The 18613-nt window shown below is 33.4% G+C and carries 16 protein-coding genes and 2 pseudogenes; 8 read left to right on the top strand and 10 right to left on the bottom strand.

Annotated elements, in window-relative coordinates:
• The first annotated feature begins 231 nt into the window (after positions 1-231).
• Positions 232-2226, top strand: coding sequence for a hypothetical protein (locus tag ACQKFG_RS26595; protein ID WP_427564020.1), 1995 nt, complete (start codon positions 232-234; stop codon positions 2224-2226).
• A gap of 1 nt (position 2227) precedes the next feature.
• Positions 2228-2863, top strand: coding sequence for a putative bacteriocin export ABC transporter (locus ACQKFG_RS26590; protein ID WP_056520936.1), 636 nt, complete (start codon positions 2228-2230; stop codon positions 2861-2863).
• 301 nt (positions 2864-3164) lie between these two features.
• Here ACQKFG_RS26590 and ACQKFG_RS26585 read toward each other — a convergent pair whose 3' ends face one another.
• The 3 genes and pseudogenes from ACQKFG_RS26585 to ACQKFG_RS26575 form a co-directional block, all read right to left on the bottom strand.
• A complete protein-coding gene (locus ACQKFG_RS26585) occupies positions 3165-3497 on the bottom strand; it encodes a hypothetical protein (protein ID WP_427564018.1) in 333 nt (110 codons plus the stop codon).
• 310 nt (positions 3498-3807) lie between these two features.
• A complete protein-coding gene (locus ACQKFG_RS26580; protein ID WP_427564016.1) occupies positions 3808-4095 on the bottom strand; it encodes a hypothetical protein in 288 nt (95 codons plus the stop codon).
• 559 nt (positions 4096-4654) lie between these two features.
• A pseudogene (locus tag ACQKFG_RS26575) lies at positions 4655-4762 on the bottom strand (M4 family metallopeptidase); the annotation flags it as partial.
• Between the two features lie 172 nt (positions 4763-4934).
• On the opposite strand from ACQKFG_RS26575, the gene ACQKFG_RS26570 reads away from it, so the two are divergent.
• Together ACQKFG_RS26570 and ACQKFG_RS26565 are read left to right on the top strand one after the other, a co-directional pair.
• Positions 4935-5366 carry an ASCH domain-containing protein gene (locus tag ACQKFG_RS26570; RefSeq protein WP_349730158.1) on the top strand — a complete coding sequence of 144 codons (432 nt, stop codon included), beginning with the start codon at positions 4935-4937 and terminating at the stop codon, positions 5364-5366.
• A gap of 317 nt (positions 5367-5683) precedes the next feature.
• Positions 5684-5920: a peroxiredoxin family protein gene (locus tag ACQKFG_RS26565; RefSeq protein WP_427564013.1), complete on the top strand. Its 237-nt coding sequence runs from the start codon at positions 5684-5686 to the stop codon at positions 5918-5920.
• A 1201-nt stretch (positions 5921-7121) separates the two neighbouring features.
• On the opposite strand, the gene ACQKFG_RS26560 is transcribed toward ACQKFG_RS26565, so the two are convergent.
• Entirely contained in the window at positions 7122-7973 is an 852-nt protein-coding gene (locus tag ACQKFG_RS26560) for a LysR family transcriptional regulator (RefSeq protein WP_096340395.1), read from the bottom strand.
• A gap of 195 nt (positions 7974-8168) precedes the next feature.
• On the opposite strand from ACQKFG_RS26560, the gene ACQKFG_RS26555 reads away from it, so the two are divergent.
• Complete coding sequence (locus ACQKFG_RS26555; protein WP_427564011.1) at positions 8169-9419, top strand: MFS transporter; 1251 nt, start codon at positions 8169-8171, stop codon at positions 9417-9419.
• A gap of 263 nt (positions 9420-9682) precedes the next feature.
• Here ACQKFG_RS26555 and ACQKFG_RS26550 read toward each other — a convergent pair whose 3' ends face one another.
• A complete protein-coding gene (locus tag ACQKFG_RS26550; protein ID WP_427564009.1) occupies positions 9683-10792 on the bottom strand; it encodes a lactonase family protein in 1110 nt (369 codons plus the stop codon).
• A 228-nt stretch (positions 10793-11020) separates the two neighbouring features.
• On the opposite strand from ACQKFG_RS26550, the gene ACQKFG_RS26545 reads away from it, so the two are divergent.
• Positions 11021-12043 carry an STAS domain-containing protein gene (locus ACQKFG_RS26545; protein WP_427564007.1) on the top strand — a complete coding sequence of 341 codons (1023 nt, stop codon included), beginning with the start codon at positions 11021-11023 and terminating at the stop codon, positions 12041-12043.
• A gap of 128 nt (positions 12044-12171) precedes the next feature.
• Here the strand turns inward: ACQKFG_RS26545 and ACQKFG_RS26540 are convergent, their stop codons facing one another.
• From ACQKFG_RS26540 to ACQKFG_RS26520, 5 genes and pseudogenes are all read right to left on the bottom strand, one after another.
• Positions 12172-12507, bottom strand: a complete 336-nt coding sequence (locus ACQKFG_RS26540; protein ID WP_427564005.1) for a hypothetical protein — start codon at positions 12505-12507, stop codon at positions 12172-12174.
• A 183-nt stretch (positions 12508-12690) separates the two neighbouring features.
• The gene (locus tag ACQKFG_RS26535) at positions 12691-13449 is read right to left on the bottom strand and encodes a hypothetical protein (protein ID WP_427564003.1); all 759 of its coding nucleotides are present in this window, start codon (positions 13447-13449) and stop codon (positions 12691-12693) included.
• A gap of 751 nt (positions 13450-14200) precedes the next feature.
• Positions 14201-14992 (bottom strand): PhzF family phenazine biosynthesis protein, encoded by a 792-nt coding sequence (locus ACQKFG_RS26530; protein WP_427564001.1) that lies wholly within the window; start codon positions 14990-14992, stop codon positions 14201-14203.
• 668 nt (positions 14993-15660) lie between these two features.
• Positions 15661-16344, bottom strand: coding sequence for a hypothetical protein (locus ACQKFG_RS26525; RefSeq protein WP_427563999.1), 684 nt, complete (start codon positions 16342-16344; stop codon positions 15661-15663).
• Between the two features lie 173 nt (positions 16345-16517).
• A pseudogene (locus ACQKFG_RS26520) lies at positions 16518-16690 on the bottom strand (DUF6366 family protein); the annotation flags it as partial.
• 266 nt (positions 16691-16956) lie between these two features.
• On the opposite strand from ACQKFG_RS26520, the gene ACQKFG_RS26515 reads away from it, so the two are divergent.
• Both ACQKFG_RS26515 and ACQKFG_RS26510 read left to right on the top strand, forming a co-directional pair.
• Positions 16957-17205, top strand: a complete 249-nt coding sequence (locus ACQKFG_RS26515; RefSeq protein ID WP_201182465.1) for a hypothetical protein — start codon at positions 16957-16959, stop codon at positions 17203-17205.
• 112 nt (positions 17206-17317) lie between these two features.
• On the top strand, positions 17318-18268 hold the full coding sequence (locus ACQKFG_RS26510) for a hypothetical protein (RefSeq protein ID WP_427563997.1): 951 nt from the start codon (positions 17318-17320) through the stop codon (positions 18266-18268).
• The last annotated feature ends 345 nt before the right edge of the window (positions 18269-18613 follow it).

The raw sequence follows: 18613 nt of genomic DNA, 5'->3' as shown, positions 1-18613 counted from the left end.
TTGTAGTAAATAGATATGAAAAAAGCTGTCGAGACTTTCTCGACAGCCTGAGTTGGATAAATATACTATTTTTTACATTTAAAATATATACTAGTGTTTTGCGGTAATGAACTATACATATTAACTAGATTCTTGCAAAAATAGGCCCTTTTTAGGGCTTTTGGTAAAAATGCAAGAGTCAAGTAATTAAGCTAATGATATATATATTATAAGAAGATGGAAGGAATATATATGAAAAAAATATATATAATTTATTTGACTGGTTTAATGATTATATTCTCCTATATCTACACTAACTCTATTTATGAAATCTATGGGCTTAATAATATAGGAGATTCCTCATTAAATGAATATAAAGTAGATTATGAAACAGGTCAAGATTTATTAAAAGTCTATAAAGGACTTATTGAAGAGAACGTAGATTTTCAGATAGTAAAAAATCCAATGTCAGAAGATGGAAAAACCCATTATGATATTTACCATACAGATATAAACTCAGTAAAACAATATGTTGGGATTTCCAATAATGTTTATCGGTATTTTAAAATGACAGAAGATGAGTTTATAGATAGTTCTGGATATTTTAGTGCAAATTTATCCGATAACCAAATGGTAGAACTTTCACTAAGGACTGCAGTAGACATTAAACCAGTAAGTAAGAATAGGTTGTCTTACAATCAAATTTTTAATAACAATCTATTACAATTTTTAGTATTAGGTATCACTACCTTTACAATTTTATACATATATACAATATTTAGATTTAAAACAAATGCAGTGAAAAAGTTAAGTGGTTTTTCTCCTACTAAAATAGTTATAACGAATATAAAGGAAACTTTACAAATTCAAGGAATCCTTATAACAATCTTGGTTGTGGGACATTCAGTATTTTATTTAATAACTGATAAATTTTCTTGGACTTATACAATTTTCTTATTTTTATTTTTATCAGTCGTTAGTATGATAATCATTTTGTTATTATTACTATTACAACATTTTGTAAGGAAAACCAATATCGTTGCAGCATTAAAGAATAAAATTTTTTCTAACAGGCTATATATGATTATTAATTTGATTAAGTTTATATTAATTCTTTCTGTAACCATTCTAATGAATCTTGTTATTAATTATTACAAAGAGCTAGATGAAGTCTATAAAAAATATGATGACTATAAAATGTTAAATTCCTTGTATTCTTCGCATGGTAGAAATTCAGATGAATATGATAAATTACTCAACAATCCCCAAAGGTTAGAAGAAGTTGCAGACAATGTAAAGAAGATGTACGTCAAAAATATAGATCAAGCGTATGTTATGTTTGATCCAGTTCGTGATAATTTGGATCCAAATTTCCTAGCAAGTCGTGGAATATCGCGAGAAGAAGTAATGAATACTTATGAAAGAAACAATTTAATTTTAAATAAAAATTATATAGAAAACTATACTGACATTAAAATGGATTGGGATTTTAATGAGGATACCCCTACAATTCTTGTTCCTGAAAAATATAGAGATAGTGAAGAGGATATAAAAAAACATTTTATAGAAAGGTATAATACCACATTAAACTATAATACAAGATATGATATTAAAGGTAAGGAAGTTAGTATTGATGATTTACAAATTATTTATATTAACAATGGATATAAATATAAAATATTAAGTTCAATTCCCTATGAAGATGAGGTAGATATCGAACTTACTGATTCTATTATCATGCTTGATAATGGAAGTTTTGGAAGTGGTTTTTATTTCGATATGCTAGGATCTTCCCAGCTGGCTTTTAAGTTAAATGATAGGGAAGAATTTAAAAGTATGTTGATTCAGTATGATTTAGATAATCTATATATGGCACATAACTTGTTGACCCCGTTTGAATCTATTTTCAGTAGTTATGAATTTCTATTTGACCAAGCAAAGCTTTTTGTATTCTTATTTATCATTGTATTAATTTTTATCATTTATATATCAAATTATATAGATATGATTGTAAATGGTAGAAGTTATGCTGCAAGATATATGCAAGGGTATCATTTACTAAAGAATTTAAGGGCTAATTTAGTAATGATTATTTTTATGATCGGTGTTTCGAGTGTTTGGTATATTTTAAATGTAAATATTTTCATTTATTTGTTGTTTATCTTATATGATTTGGCATCTATGCTTTATTTGTATAATAAGCTAATAGTTAAAGACGTATATAAAGTAATGAATGGTGGGAATTAACTTGGAGATAGTAAGATTAGAAAACATATGTCAGGAGTTTAATGGAAATACGGTAATTGAAAACATTAACTTTTCTATAAATGATGGTGAAATGGTAGCAATCATGGGTAAGAGTGGTAAGGGCAAAACTACACTATTAAATATAATGGGATTAATCTCAAAACCATCTGAGGGAGATTTATATTTATTTAATAAAAAGAATGTTGATATCCACTCGAAAGAGGCAATGTTATTAAGACGTAATAAGATTGGTTATTTATTTCAAAATTATGGTTTGGTAGAAGATGAGACAGTAAAATGGAATTTAAATATTGCATTAGAGTACAAAAAGTTGTCTAAAAACGAAAGAGTACAAAAAATTAAAGAAGCACTAAAAATGCTCCATTTAGAGAAACTTATGGATAAACATGTATATAAGCTAAGTGGAGGGGAACAACAGAGAATAGCAATGCTAAAACTATATTTACAAGAAAGCCAACTCATACTAGCAGATGAGCCTACAGGCTCCTTAGATATAGAAAATCGGGATGTCATTATTCAAATGTTAAAGGATTTTAATAACGAGGGTAACACAATTGTTATTGTTACCCATGATAATCATATTGCTCAAACTTGTAGTAGAGTCATTAATATATAAAGAGGGGCACCAACATTTCGCGGAAAACATTTTCTGCGTTTTGTTGGTGGTATCCCTAAAATCATTGTACCATATTGGAAATATGTTCCTGTTTTGAGGCTGTTAATTCCTTTCCTGAGAATAACAGCCTTTTTTATTTAAACAGAGTATAAGACTGCCAGTTAGATTAATAAGCAACAGATCTAAAGTTCATCCAATGTAACAAAACCTCTATAATTATCAAGCTGAGCTTCTAATGTCTCATATTCCTGGTAATGAAATAAAGCACCCGTTAGTTTAAGTAAAATCCTTCACAAGGCTTTCAATTGGAAATTGGGTACCCATCTCTTATAGCTCTAACTATGACTTCATAATCCTTCATGCCATGCTTTTGGGCGATTTGAGCCAAAGGATAGGCCAGTTCATTCCGTTGTTCTTCCTCTATCGGCACATGGACTTTAATCGTTTTGTTATTTGGATTGACTCCGAGCGATTTAATATCATATTCATTAAATACCTTATTGCTTTCTTCCATGAATGCTCGGCTCTGTTCTTCCTTTTTCTGATTGTCTAAGTAATCATAGACTACAAAAAGTATATACGCAGCCATCAGCACACCTAACCCTAGAAAAACTCGTTTTTTTAATTTCTTCACTTTATATCTCCTTGTCCAAAATTCTGTCTCTTTTACATCCTTTTTAACTTTATCATATTTATCTATTTGTAGAACTATCTGGTATTTAGATGATTAAAAGCGACATAAAATAGGCTTCTCTCTTATTAAACTAAACTGCCCCGTTAGTTCCATAAGAAAAAGCTGCCTTAAAGACAGCTCCGATCTTCAGCTAACGCACCAGTTAGTTTAAGTACAAACCTTCACAATCTTGCTAACCTGACCCGTTAAAAAAAGGCTGTCTAAACAACAGCCTGACTATTACACCCTAAGTTAGTCTTCTTGTATATATTTATGGTCCAAAAAAAATCATAAATAGCATTAGAAATATGTTTAATACTAACAATATCTTACCAAAGAGATTTTTTATTGCTAAAACAGAAAATACAATAGAAATTAAGAATGAAAAAATTGCTAGTTTTGGTGGGAAATACGCAATGTCTAAAATGCCTGACATAGAAAAAAACAAAAGAAAAATGCTAATAAATATAAATATCATTAAAAAAATTAATGCTATCGTAATATAAATAAAAGTCCTGACTTTTTTCAAATGCTGTTTCTCATAACTATTATCAACCATTTTCCCCTCCTGATCTTAATAAAAATTTCCAATAAATACAATTATAACATTTTATAAACTATAGAGTAAGCATTCTTCAACTAAACTGCCCCGTTAGTTCCATAAAGAAAAAGCTGCCTTAAAGACAGCTCCGATCTTCAGCTAACGCACCCGTTAGTTTAAGTACAATCCTTCACAAGGCTTTCAATTGGAAATTGGGTACCCATCTCTTATAGCTCTAACTATGACTTCATAATCCTTCATTCCATGCTTTTGAGCGATTTGAGCCAAAGGATAGGCCAGTTATTCCGTTGTTCTTCCTCTATCGGCACATGGACTTTAATCGTTTTGTTATTTGGATTGACTCCGAGCGATATAATATCATATTCATTAAATACCTTATTGCTTTCTTCCATGAATGCTCGGCTCTGTTCTTCCTTTTTCTGATTGTCTAAGTAATATTAGACTACAAAAAGTATCACTATAAATATTAATTTTACTTACGCCTAGTTGAATCGATTCACCAGTTGAATTCCTTCCGATACGTAAACTTCCACAATTGGTATAACAAACCACATTAAATCTGTTCGTTTAAAGCTCCAGGCTGCTTTTCATATTCTCGCCCGCTTGTGAACTGGGTCACTACATGTGTAAGTTCGTGCCCAATCACATCTAGTGAGTTTGTAAAACCCAACAAAAATATTTCGCTGATTAATATATGATATTAATGATCACTGGTCATGACTCATGCCTCATAAATTGTATCTCCGTGAACTGATATTCTGCCTTTTGCTCATAATATTCCTTTAAAGGGACACTCTATAATCAAAATAAACTTCTATAGGTTGGAGGCTGTCAGAATGAAGGTTTTATCAATGATCCAGCCGTGGGCAAGCCTTTTTGTCCTTAGAGAGGCAACATATGAAACAAGGTCATGGAGAACGAATTATCGGGGGCCACTTGCCATTCACACAAGTAAAAAAATAGATAAAGACGTCTCTAACCATATAGCCATAAAGTCGTTGCTTGGTAAGCACGGATACACACCAGAGAATCTTCCAACTGGCCAGATCATTGCTGTATGCAAACTTGTAGATTGTTTGAAGGTAACTGAAAACAATGAGACATGGGCCATTCTGGAGGATGGTCGAATCGTATCAGGGAATGACTATTTTATGGGTAGCTTTATAGTGGGAGGTTATGCTTGGGTAGTTGAGGATATGCAGATGCTGGATGAATTTATTCCAGCAAAGGGAAAGCTAGGATTATGGGAGCATGTTTTAATTTTATAGGAGCTGATACATGGCACACGATGCGCTGAATCAGCTCCTTCAGGAACCCACTTTTCACGCACAAAATCTTCTAGCTTCTTTATTTTTTCAGACATCCTACCGCTCCTTTACACATAAAATCCCACTCTATATAGACTAATTTACCTAATCAAACTTAATCAAACCTTAGTCTGTTGGAAAATGTAAGATGCTTACATACTCTGTTACAAATCACTTAAAAAATAAAAAAGTAATTAACATTACATATTTCTTATCAAGAGTAAGATAATATTGTGGTCAACACTTGCAAAGTGAATTAAGATATTGGAGGTACCAAAATGACTCAATTAAAATTGAATGAAAACATCCCTAACTTTATTCTCCCTTCCACTACAGGTGAAACATTTTCATATGAGACTCTTCAAAAAGAACATCAAAGCTGGCACTTAATTATTTTCTTCAGAGGGGCGTGGTGTCCAGTCTGTGTCCAAGATTTAAAAGACTTAGAAGAAAATAAGAGTTATTTTGAAAGTAAGAATGTGCATTTAATCACTATCTCTACGGATGTTAGTTGATTAAGAAAAGGAGCTGCTGATCAGCTTCTGATATCGAAGTAAAGCACCCGTTGCTTAATAAGAATCTAATTAGCCCGAATTTTTTTTCTCATAAGGATATAACTCAATAGATAACAAAAGCTGGTCATTCCAAACAAAAGAAATATACCTGGGGTCATTAGCATATACAAACTTAAAGGAAAAGACCATATGAAAGCAATTAACATTAATAATTTTCTTGTTGTAAAAAAGGAGATTATTGCAGTAATAGCAGGAAAAACAAGCATAAATAAAGTCAATGAAGTCGTATCATAATTAGTTTCATTTGTGTAAGGATTAAAGAAGTTTAATAATAACCATAAAGCAATTGAAATTATGGCAGCAACTAACCCAAAAAAAAGATGGATTCTTTAGCATTTAGGTCGTATCCCCCCCTTATATACCTCTTTTACAATACCATAAATATCCAGAATCTTCTTCAACTGATCTGCCCCGTTAGTTCCATAAGACAAAGATGTGCCAAAGCAACTCCCTTATTGCACCTGTTAGGTTAAGAACTAAGCTTTTTTATTTTTAATCTCTTCCAACAGAGAGATAACCCTTTCATTCTGTTTAATTATTGTTTGATTTTGATTTCTCATTTTTGTGAAGTCAAATAAAAATATTAATAAGATTGCTAATATAAGGAAAGCCATAATTCACCTCTACACTCTACTTTTCTCTAAATTATACCAGTTCTTATGCAACTAACCTGCCCCTTTAGTTCCATAAAGAAAAAACTACTTTAAAGACTCCAATGCACCCGTTTTTTCATAAATTGTCCTTTTTATTGTTTCTGGAAATTATATATTCTTTTTCGAACTTAACTTTTTAGAACATTTTAAACAACCTATTCCAATTGCTAAAATAAATAATGATTGTATAAGAGTATACGGAGCAAAAAGCACTAAGCTCCCTAAACAAAAATAAAGAGCCCACAATATAATAATCCATCCGCCAATTAATAAAAAGCTTCCGATCAAATCTTTCATACTTTAGGTACTCCATCTCCTTCTTTATCCTTTTCTTTTTGTTAGCTAATATGATAGATTACCTTCTTAAAGAAAAATCGCCAAACTAATTTTACCACATTAACCCATTTTTTCTTGAGCTAACCTGCCCCGATAGTTCCATAAAAAAAAGAGCTACCAAAGCAACTCTAAAGATAAAACCCTTTTTATAATTAACCAATCGTCTTCAGAACATTTTTTAATTGTACGATATTGTTCTGTTCGCCGTCGTTCATCTTATAAACGAAAACGGTATTAATGACATTGTTAAAGCTTAATTTGTAATAGTGAATGTTTGTATAGTTATATAAATCTATAAGCTTAGTATTCAATACTGCAATGGTATTGCTGATTTGCAAAAAATCTTGGATACTGCTGATTGATTTTATTTCCTTTAATTTATATGGTATTTGATTATTCATAAGCCATTCGGTCACAGCTCTTGTATACATACAACCTATACTCAATACGAGCAATGTAATAGGTGTTTCCCAATCAAAATTGATGATATGGTCCTTACTTGAAATGACCTCGAATGTTTCAGTTGCAACGATGTCATAAGTTAAGTCGGGATATTTCTTAATAGGTTCACTAATGAGTGCACAATCTAATTCGGAATTGTGCACTTTTTGGTTTATGGCATTACTGGAATCTACAGCGAAATCCACATCCATTTGAATGTCGTTCATATTCAAAGTATTCGCGATATGGGCACCATAGATTTTCAAGGTTGTATGTGATGTGCCAAAATCCACTTTAGAGTTAGTTTGAATGGCACCAATGTTTTGTAAAAATTCTTCGTACTCTTGTGAAATAAGTTGAAGATAGTTTTTATATTGTATTCCTACGCTAGTGATTTTTAATCCTTGGGGCGTGCGTTTAAAAACAAGTTTTCCAATTTCCGACTCTATTTTTTTCACTTTAGCCGTAAGGGCGGATTGAGTATAGTTCGTGATTTCTGCAGACTTACTTAAATTTTGACGGTTTAATATTTCAATTTTCAATGCTATTTCTTTGATGTTCATATAGTTGGCACACCCTATAAAAAAAATTTATGAACCCTATCATTTTCCTCCATTTTACGCTTCTGGGCAGTCAGAGTAAACTCTAGTTAGCTTAATAAGTAAGGGAGACTAGATAATGCTAGAAGCTAAAAATAAGAATTTATCCCAACGAATTATTATTGAACGATACATCAAGCATAGGGGGAGAATTTCTTAATGCATACATATTATAAATGGTTAATCGTATTGGTGGCCACGTTATCCCAAACTGCAGCAACCTTTGTGACATATGGCATGGGACCCATCGCTGCTTTTTATCAAATTGAATGGAATTTAACACCACTTCAAACAGGCTTCATTGTTTCAGCGGTCAATATTGGTCCGATGTTTTCAATGCTGGCGTTCGGTTACTTGATGGATAAAAAAGGGGAAAAACACATTATCGGGTGGGGGACCATTTTATTGGGCCTCTCAGCTTTAACGCTAGTTTTTGTTAATGATTATATTGTATTGCTGCTTTTATTATTGTTGGTCGGTATATGGTACGGAAGTGCTCAAACCGGTGGAAGCACGGCCATCGTAAAATGGTTTCCAAACGAACATCGAGGTCTGGCTCTAGGGATAAGACAGACGGGAATACCGATTGGAGGATCTCTAGCCTCTGCAGTTTTATCCTATACATATTATCATTTCAATTTGTCATCAGTACATGTAGTACAAGGGATCGTAGCAATAATGGGAGGGCTGATCTTCTTATTATTATATAACGAACCAGAAAGAACGAGTGGAACGAGATCAACCTCGGTCGGTTTCAAGGAGAAAATGAATGTCATCAAAAATAATAAGGAGTTATATCCGATGTATATAGTGGGTGTTGTGATGATGTCATTACAGATGATTATCATTGCGCATTTTATGAGTTATTTGCATAACGAAGGGAGCTATTCATTAACAGAGGCAGGAAAATATTTAAGCGTCGTTTTAATAGGTGGTATGGTTGGACGGGTAGTCATCGCATGGGCGAGTGATCAATTCTTTGAAGGTATAAAGGAAAGATTATTGCTTATTGTGATGGCTGTTACCGTAATTCTTACAGTGATGCTGCCACTCATCATGACTGTTGAAATGGAAATATTGATGCTATTATTTTGTTTTCTTTTGGGTTTTGTAGCCATTGGTTGGTATTCCATTTTTATTGCTTGTATCACAGAACAATCGGATTCACGTTTTATAGGTTTAACGGTGAGTTCAGCATTGACATTAAATCAATTATTCATTGTCATAGCACCCTCTTTATTCGGATTAGTCGTTAATCTATTGAACAGTTATCAACAAGCCCTATATTTGGCCGGAATATCTGTAGCTTTAGGAGCGATTAATTTATACAGAGCAAAAATAAAAAAAAGAATGGATCATAGGATCACCACAAAATTTGATCAAATTAATACAAATAACCTTGATAAATGAACAAATCGAAAGGGCATGTTTTGAAAAAAGATGAATCAACACACATGCCCTTATACTATTTAATGGATTATTCATTTATAAAAAAGATTGATCATTTATTGTGTTCCTTAATCAACTAACGCACCCGTTAGTTTAAGTACATTTCTTCACAATCTTGCTTGCAATTATGTTGCCTCATAACAAAAGCCACCAATGTGTCGGCAGCCTTGTTTTTAGAAACTCCTGTATATTCTTTTCCTCCCAGTATGGTGAACCTAATAGAATCAAAGAACAGCTAAACCTTGCGACCCAAAGTAAGGAAAGTTAGTCCAGGCAGCAACCTGTAATCTTACTAGACTACCATCATCTTGGATATTAAATACTGACACTGTACCCTGATTTCCGTTAAGCGTATAGAGATATCGCCCATCTTGACTGACTTCAATATTCATAGGTAAACCGGTTGGTGTACCTGCTGGCGTACTGGAATTATGCCCGGCTACCGTTAAGGCACCGCTTCCGCTAATTCGATAAATGGTTATTGTACCGCTAAAGGTATTGGTCGCATATGCAAAACGTTCATTTTTTGATGCCGTCACCCAGCAAGTGGCCTTTTGTCCGGTCGGTATAGAGCCACTAATTACATGAAGGATTCCATTGTTACTTAAGGAATAGGAAGAAAGCGCATTAGAACCTACTTCCGTAACTAAAAGCAACCCTGAAGAAAGAAAATAAGAGCCAAAAGGCATATTGCCATTAGATTCGTTAATCATTGGTCCTGTCACTGTACCATTTTTGTTAACATTAAATATGCTGAGATAGTTTGTAGTAAGTTCAGGTATAATAATTTTACTTCCGTTCGGAGTGAAGAGGACTTGCGCGGGTTGTGCATTAATGGTGCTTAGAGAGCGATTAGATCCTGGAATAGGAAGGAGATGCCCGTTTTCTTCTATATAAAAACCCGAAATATTCGATGCAAAATGATTGGCGGCATCACCTACATTGGAGACATAAAGAAGGTTCCCGAATACACCGATGCTATTGGGTTGGGCGCCTCCCGATGGTTCTACGTCCGCAAAGATAAGACGCCCATTTTCAGTTACCATAAAACTGCTGATACTATTACTGCCTGCATTAACTGCAAAAAGGAAACGACCATCACTGGACAAAGTTAAAGAGCCTTGAGACTGAAGAGGATCGATTCCATCGTTCCGCAATGCGGTTGAGACTTCCTTTGTCCCCGTACCTTTTCCGTAGGTCGGATAGGAAGCCATAAAGGTGAGCAATCCATTCATGTCCTTGTAAAAGGCAATGATTTGATTCATTACTTCATTATTGGTCATCATGTACACCATACTCGCACGCGCACGAAAATAATTGTTCATTATCTGCATTTTATGACTCTCCTCCTTCCATAATTTTATATGGTTCTTTTGCCATTTACATTCCGAAAATGGAAGTAAATTGGTTTACAAAGAGAGGTGGACTATCATCCAACTTATCCCACTAACCTGCCCCGTTAGTGCCATAAGAAAAAGCTGCCTTATAGACAGCTAAGAAAGTAGAAAATCTTTTGTTATTCCTATAAAATAAAGATAATTCATAATATATAGGTGAAATTAATGGCTAAAACTAATTTAAAGGTCCAAGTAAACAAAAATGAAATTATCTGGAATGAAGAAAAAGGGTTATTTACTTTTGACGATGCACCTGCACTCTTATTATGGGACTCTGCAATAGAATTGTTTTTAAATACAATTGAAGAGGTTTCCGGAACTGACGTGTCCAAGACTGTATATGAGGCAACCTTTTATCGGATGGGACATTTAGTAAGTTCATATTACCAAGAACGTCAAGACATTGAACAACTTTTTACCGAATACAGTGATATTTATAAAACTGCTGGTTGGGGAAACTTTAAGATTACTTATTACTCATTTGAGGAAAAAAGAGCAGTTATTCAATTAAAAAATAGCTGGGAAGATAGAATCTTTAAAAATTCCAATAAAGAAAACGCGGGAGTTTTATTACCAAGTCATTGGGCAGGTGTCTTTGCAGGACTATTTCAACAAGATATGTGGTATAAGATTAATAAGAGTCAAGCGGAAGGTGAAGAATTTAATGAAATTGAGGTATTCCCTTCTAACATTACTCCAACAAAAAATATTCACGACTTAGCGAGGCAAAAGGAACAACAAAGTATTAAGGAATTAGAGGAAAAGGTAAAAGACCGCACCGAAGAGTTATCCTTATTGGTTAAGGAGTTATCTTCTCCTATTATACCTGTTTTAAAAGGAATTCTTGTTATACCATTAATTGGAAAGTTTAGCCAAGAACGACTTTCAGATTTGATTGAAAACGCTTTAATTGAAATATCTCGTCAAAAGGCAAATTACCTACTAATTGATGTAACTGGTATTACTAGTGTTGATGACTTTACTATATTTGGCATTCGAAAATTAATTGAATCTGTTCATTTGCTAGGAGCTGAGTGTTTCATAGTAGGAATTTCTTCAAAGCTCGCCATCGAAATTTCCATTTTGAACCTCAATATGAGTAAAGTTCACACTTTTTCAACCCTCCAACAAGGAGTAGAGTTTGCAATTGGATTAAATGGTTTTGAATTAGTCGAGAAGGAAAAATAAAAGGTAGGTTCTAAAAAATAAAGCTTTCTTTTTGACAGCTTTCGAGTGTTTCTCGACAGCCAGAGCTGCCTTAAAGACAGCTCTGATCATTAGCTAACACATCCGTTACTAGAATAAGGAGTTACCTTTTATTCCTCTTTTAATTGCTTTAACCACTCTATAAACCAATCTTGAGGTAACTTTACTTTTGAGAGGTCTAAATTCTGCAATTCTTTTAATGAGTAAGTATTTACCAAAAATAAATCCCATTGACATTCAATATCTCGTGCTATCCCAAAAGCTATTTCATCAAATTCATTAGATGCTTCAGCTTCCTCAAAAGCCATTGTGAGGTTATCACACCACTTAATAAACTCAAATTGTGAAAATCTGTTTTCTTTTCTACATACGGTATTTAATAAGTTCTTTAAGTTTTCGGACGAGAGTGGAGAATCTATAGTGGTTTCATTCCAGTTCCAATTCATATAAACATCCCCTATTATCAACTGTAATTACTTACTATCCTCATCACCTTCTACTCTCTAATTTAACATTTTCTTATACAACTATCCTGCCCCGATAGTTGCATAAGAAAAAGCTGTCTTCAAGACAGCTCCGATCTTCAGCTAACGCACCCGTTAGTTCTATAAAAAAGTTCTATTTATAAATTACTTCTTAAAATCCAATACATCTTTTTCTGCGATTCCATTTGTAATAAATCCACCTATTAATTTAACTATTTTACTGTCTTCATCAAGTTCTACCTTATATTTTTGCTCTTCGTATATTTCAATACGTGGAGTTGCATCAAATATGCTAACCTCTGAAAGCGTATTGTTTTCATAGAAGTATTCCTCGTAGTAAAGGTCTGCGTACTCCTGTGTGCCACATACACTACGTTCATACTTAACAATTTCCCCATTATCATAAGTACATCTGGACACCACATCAATGTGACCCATATTATCAAACTCTACTCCAAGAACAATATCATCGGAGTAAATCAAGAATTCTTCATCAAAACGGCTAACTGGAGTGGTAAACTCATTTACACCTTTTACCCTTATCAATCTATTGTCTGCATCGAAACCGTATTCATAAGAATATTTTCCAAAATCGGGTTTTCTTTTAAGAAGTTTACCTCTTTTAATATTTCCTACGATTAAATCAAATACCAGACTTGGACAATAATATCCTCTGTGAAGTGTTTCTCCACCTTTTGAATACTCAAAAGTGACAATTTTCTTTTCATTTGAATTCTGTAATTGGGAAAGTTTACTCGCAAACTCATTTCTAATGCTTATTAACTCTGAGATAATATCTTTGAACGAGTTTAATTTATCTTTGTCGATTTGAATTTTTGAATTTTTCATTTGTTCCATCGCTGATTGTTGCAATTCATTCAGCATACGTTCAAAGTCATCCATTTTATCACCCTTTTAACAGTTCATTAACTTGTTGTTTGTTGCTTATTATACTAAACTATCCTGCCCCGATAGTTGCATAAAGAAAAAGCTGCCTTAAAGACAGCTCTAATCTTCAGCTAACGCACCCGTTAGTTTAAGTAGATTTCTTCACAAACTTTATAGTATTTCAGTTAATACTGGACAGGAATGCTGCCCCGTTAGTTTACCCATTTATGAATTTCACTAATGAATAAACCAATAAAATTAATAATTGATAAAGAGTAAAGGGGATTAGTGTAAGGAATGGGATGTACTTCATCTTATGTTGTTCTTTCCTTATCACAGCGATAATCGTACATATAATAGAAACACCATACAGGCTCAAACTACTAATTAGTAATATATCACTAAACTTAATTATTTCAATTGCAACAAATAAAAGTAATGGAGCCATAACTCCAACTATGGCTGACGTATAACTAAACATATTTTTCTTCATTTCAATTTCCATCCTCAATTCATTTGATAATTGTGGTGGCAGCCACACATCTTGAACTATAGCACAAGTTAGCTTAATGAAATTTTCTCTGTTAATCACTTTTTTTCAATAATAGATTTATTTAATCCTACTTTTCTTATGCAACTAACCTGCCCCTTTAGTTCCATAAGAAAAAGCCGCCTTAAAGACAGCTCCGGTCCTCAGCTAACGCACCCGTTAGTTCATTAAGAAAAGCGAAACTTATTAAAGAATAGCTCCCATACGGAAGATAAACTAATTATGTAGTTGTCCTTTCAGTAAAGTTACACAGTCTCCTATTAACTCGACTTTTTCTCCTTTTATCTTTAGTTTCATTTCACCCCCGCGCTCTGAATCTTGATATGCTATAAATTCTTTTTTATTTAAGATATTACTCCAATATGAAGCTAATGCGCAGTGTGCAGAGCCAGTTACGTAATCTTCATTAATTCCTATCTTAGGAGCAAAATACCTTGATACAAAGTCGTACTTATCTGATCCACGACTAGTAATAATTATTCCCGGACCCTCTAGTTCTTTTATTGCTTCCAAATTAGGCGTTAAGTTATGAACCATATCCTGATTTTCCAATTCTAAAATGTACCGATCTTCTGCCCAAGCAGCAGCTTTTATAGGAAAGTCAATTACACTTATTAACTTCTCAGTCACTTCATTCTGAGTTGTTTCTTTTAAATTAAATCTTATAATTATTTGTTTTTCTAATAACTCAGTTCGAAGGAGTCCTGATTGAGTATAAAAATTAATTGTCGACTCTGATGAAATAAAACCCTCACTCCACAGAATATGAGCAGCTCCTAATGTACCATGCCCGCATAATTCAATCTCTTCAGTGGGTGTAAACCATCTAAGTTGATAGCTATTTGCATCTTTTATTGTAATAAAAGTTGTGATAGGTTGATTGAGTTCTTTTGCTAAAGATTTCATCCACTCTTCTGTTCTTTTCTCTCTCAAGAAAACTATTGCTGCAGGATTTCCCTTGAATTCTTCTTTAGAAAAAGCATTAATAAAATAAAATTCGCTATTCATATATGCACCCACCCCTAAATTCTAATTTTCTTTATAAACCTTACTTTCTGTAACAGTTTTTATGCAACTATCCTGCCCCTATAGTTGAACAAGAAACACTCCATAACTTTTGAGTTATGACACTAACCATAATCAAAAAAGCCGATTTCCAAGTTAGGGAATCGACCTTAAATAAATATATTAAACTCACCTCAATAATTGATTGAATCATCCAAGATGAATACAAAGATAAAAACTGAAATCAAAATCAAACAGCCTACTTTTTTTGTTACCGAGTTCTGAAGGAATTTGATTTTAGATACAATATAAATAACACTAGAAAGTACAGCAGTTCCACATACTACTTTAAGCCAAAAAGAAATACCAATTCTATCAAGATACGGGGGAAGGAAAGTTATTACAATAAAAATCGAACTACTCAACGCTACATTTACCCATTTCAATTTTTTAACCGCCTTATGATTTCTAAGTTCCATTGCCATCTCTATTATAATCGAGTCACTTAATCATCAATGATTTTTTTTATCATAATTCTCTTCAAGTCATTGTTCAACTAAACTGCCCCTTTAGTTCCATAAGAAAAGAGCTGCCTTCAAACAGCTCCGATCTTCAGCTAACGCACCTGTTAGTTAAATGAAGAAAGCATCTAGCAGATTGGATTTTCCCCTCTAAAGTTTATATTTTTTAAAAGTTTTATTTGGCGGAAGACCTACCGTTTCATCAGGCACATAACATTCTCTATCATGATAAGGCATTTCTAACTCTTCCCATTCAAAATTATCTTCAACGCATTTGATGAATAAATCATATCCCTCGCCATCAGAAGGCATTAAACCTAATCTTGTTTCGTCATGCTTCAAGGCAACATCAATCGCCTCTTTTAATTCCAATAAAGCTGTTCGATTGGCAATAAGGTAAGCGTTGCTATGCCACATTTGTTGACCAAAAATATGGCACAAGGGCATAGGTTCATCCTCATCATAAAAACTATTGTTATATACATGGTTTAAATGTTCGAATACCTCGTCAGGACTATCTACATCTAAATAAACGTCCATGCCACTTTCCCAATACCTTTGTCCTCCGCCCCTAAACTGCGAAACAAAGTCATCATATAAATCATTGTTTTCCACAAACAAATATCTTAACAAGTCATCTTCTAAATCCTCGAAATAATAACAGTGAATTTGTTTTTCATCCCTTTTATAAATAAAATGATAAAGATTACTTACCATTTTTTTATTCCCAGACAATTCAAAGTTATATTTCTTTGCCTTTTTAGGCTTTAATACTCCATTGACAAAAGGTGTCTCTGGAATATAAATAGCTGTAAATAGCTTTTCATTAGCCATTTTTAATAACCTCTTAACATCTTATTATACCTTCATATCCTTAAGTAATCTGCCCCAATAGTTCCATAAGAAAAGGAGCTGCTGATCAGCTCCTGATATTGAAGTAACGCACCCTATAGTTCCATAAGAAAAAGGCTGCCACAACAACTCCTGTTATTGAAGTAAACTATCTATTATTTTAAGAATATTGCAGCAATTATAATTACTATGATTAGGATTCCGGTATCCTTCCATCCCAAGCTACCTACTAAATCCGAAAGACCACCACCATGAATGCTCCCCCCCCCGGATTTCTTTTTAGTTCTTCTTGTCTAAGTCTTTCTCTTCTTCTCTCAGGTGTTTCTTTTCTCCATTCATTTCATTTTCCTTTTTTTAAGCGTATTTAAGTCGAAGAACTTACTATAAGGTGGTGATTTAAGGCCCTAAGTAAGCCGTATAACAAGTGTTAGCGTTTTACTTAATATAAGAAGTTCACCAAACTATTAAACGGTCTGTATGACCGAAATATTTGAAATAGGCTTGAAGGTATTCAAACCCTTTTATAGAACTCTATATAATGCGGAAAAGTATGTATAGGACGGTTTACATCTTAAATGGCAGGAGGACACAACTTTGAAAAAGTTCTTATTATCATTATTAGGTGGAGTAATAATAGGGGGAATTATTTGTTACGTTTTTATGGACTATGAAACATCAAACTATGTAATACAAAATTATAATGGTCAGAAAGAGAAAGAAATTAAAGAATGGGACTTCATGTATCTCTCACAAGCTGGGTTCATAATATTGGCAACAACTCTGTTGATTTATTTTTCTTGGGGCGCTGTAGAAAAACGAGTGGATAAAGATAATAAAATGTAAGTATTTTACTTATTCACAATAATTTAACATTTATTTGTCGTTTTGTGTTAATGTTGTTTTTGTGATTACCAAAATTGATAATCACAAAAACAATTGATTGGGGATGTAAGGAATGAAAGTCTTGAAAAGGCTACTATTCTCGTGTTTAGCAGTGATGTTGTTTTCTTCGCTACTAAGTACGGAAGCGTATGCAGGAGGACAGAAAAATAATTATGTTTATAAGCTTGGTAAAAGTGGTTCATCAGGTACTTTCTCTAAATTACAAAAAATTAGGTCTGGTCTTTATTTCACAGCATGTGGCAAAGTGACATACGACCTCGAGCACATTGTTAATTTTGGAAAATGGGATACCAAGAATTTCAGATGGAATACTTCCTCCTTTAAACTTTCCAATCTTAAAGGTAGAATGACTGGTGGTGTCGCATTGACAGGAAACTACGAGAATACAAAATACAATAAGTTAGATCATAAATACTCTGGTGTTGAACTAAAAAGTGGCACATTCAAGTATTCCTGGAATCGTACGATGCCTTTAGGTCCAAAAAACAAGAACGCTCACTATGATGTAACAACAAAATCTGGCTGGGCAACGCCATCAATCAATTGTAATAACGAAGCAAACGTTGTTTTAGACGTTGGCGGCAGCGCATCATCTCTTGCTTATTTGGATGAGGCAGCAAGTTTTGAAACTTATTCTGACGAAGATATCCCGACTGAATTTACAGAAAAGACAGAGAGCTTATCTGAGGCTATAGGAGACGATTTTGACGGACAAGTTGAACCATTAGGCAAGGATGTCGTTGTCAGTCACTTCGATAGTGCAAAAAAAGATACTATCATTCTAACCCAACAAAATGATAATCCTATCAGTGTTAATGATGTAGATGACGAGGACTTTTCTAAAGTTGTGGTAGATGATGTTGCATACGAAATAGGCAATTTTAAAAATGCTGCAGATGAAAAAATGAATGTTGTAAAGTTTGAAAAGGACAGAATTTACATGGCGTTAGTTACAAATCAAACGAATGAAGAAGCTCTTAAACTTGCAGAAGAATTGAAGTGAAAATATTATTCGAGAGAGGTTCTATTCATTTAGAACCTCTCTTTGTGGGGACCAGATGTAACACCCATAACAAACAAAAAAAGAGGAATTCTTAATTTCCATACATTTCTTCACCCCATTTAATCAAGGAAATTATTCTGCCCCTTTAGGGGTAGCGTCAGGAAAATGCGGATTTATAACGCTAAGGAAATATCACCTATTAAAAAAGCCGATTTCCATCTAAGGAATCGACTTTTTTAGTTATTCTTATTCAACTAAACCAGCTAATAGGATGTCAATATCTTTCTCTAAAATTTTCATTTCCCTTATGATATACTATTTTTGGCCATGCCAAATAACCCTCCA

The sequence above is a fragment of the Peribacillus sp. NPDC076916 genome, assembly GCF_050269675.1.
GTDB lineage: Bacteria > Bacillota > Bacilli > Bacillales > DSM-1321 > Peribacillus > Peribacillus aracenensis.
Note: the sequence above shows the minus strand (reverse complement) of the source record. Positions and strands in the feature narration are given on the sequence as shown.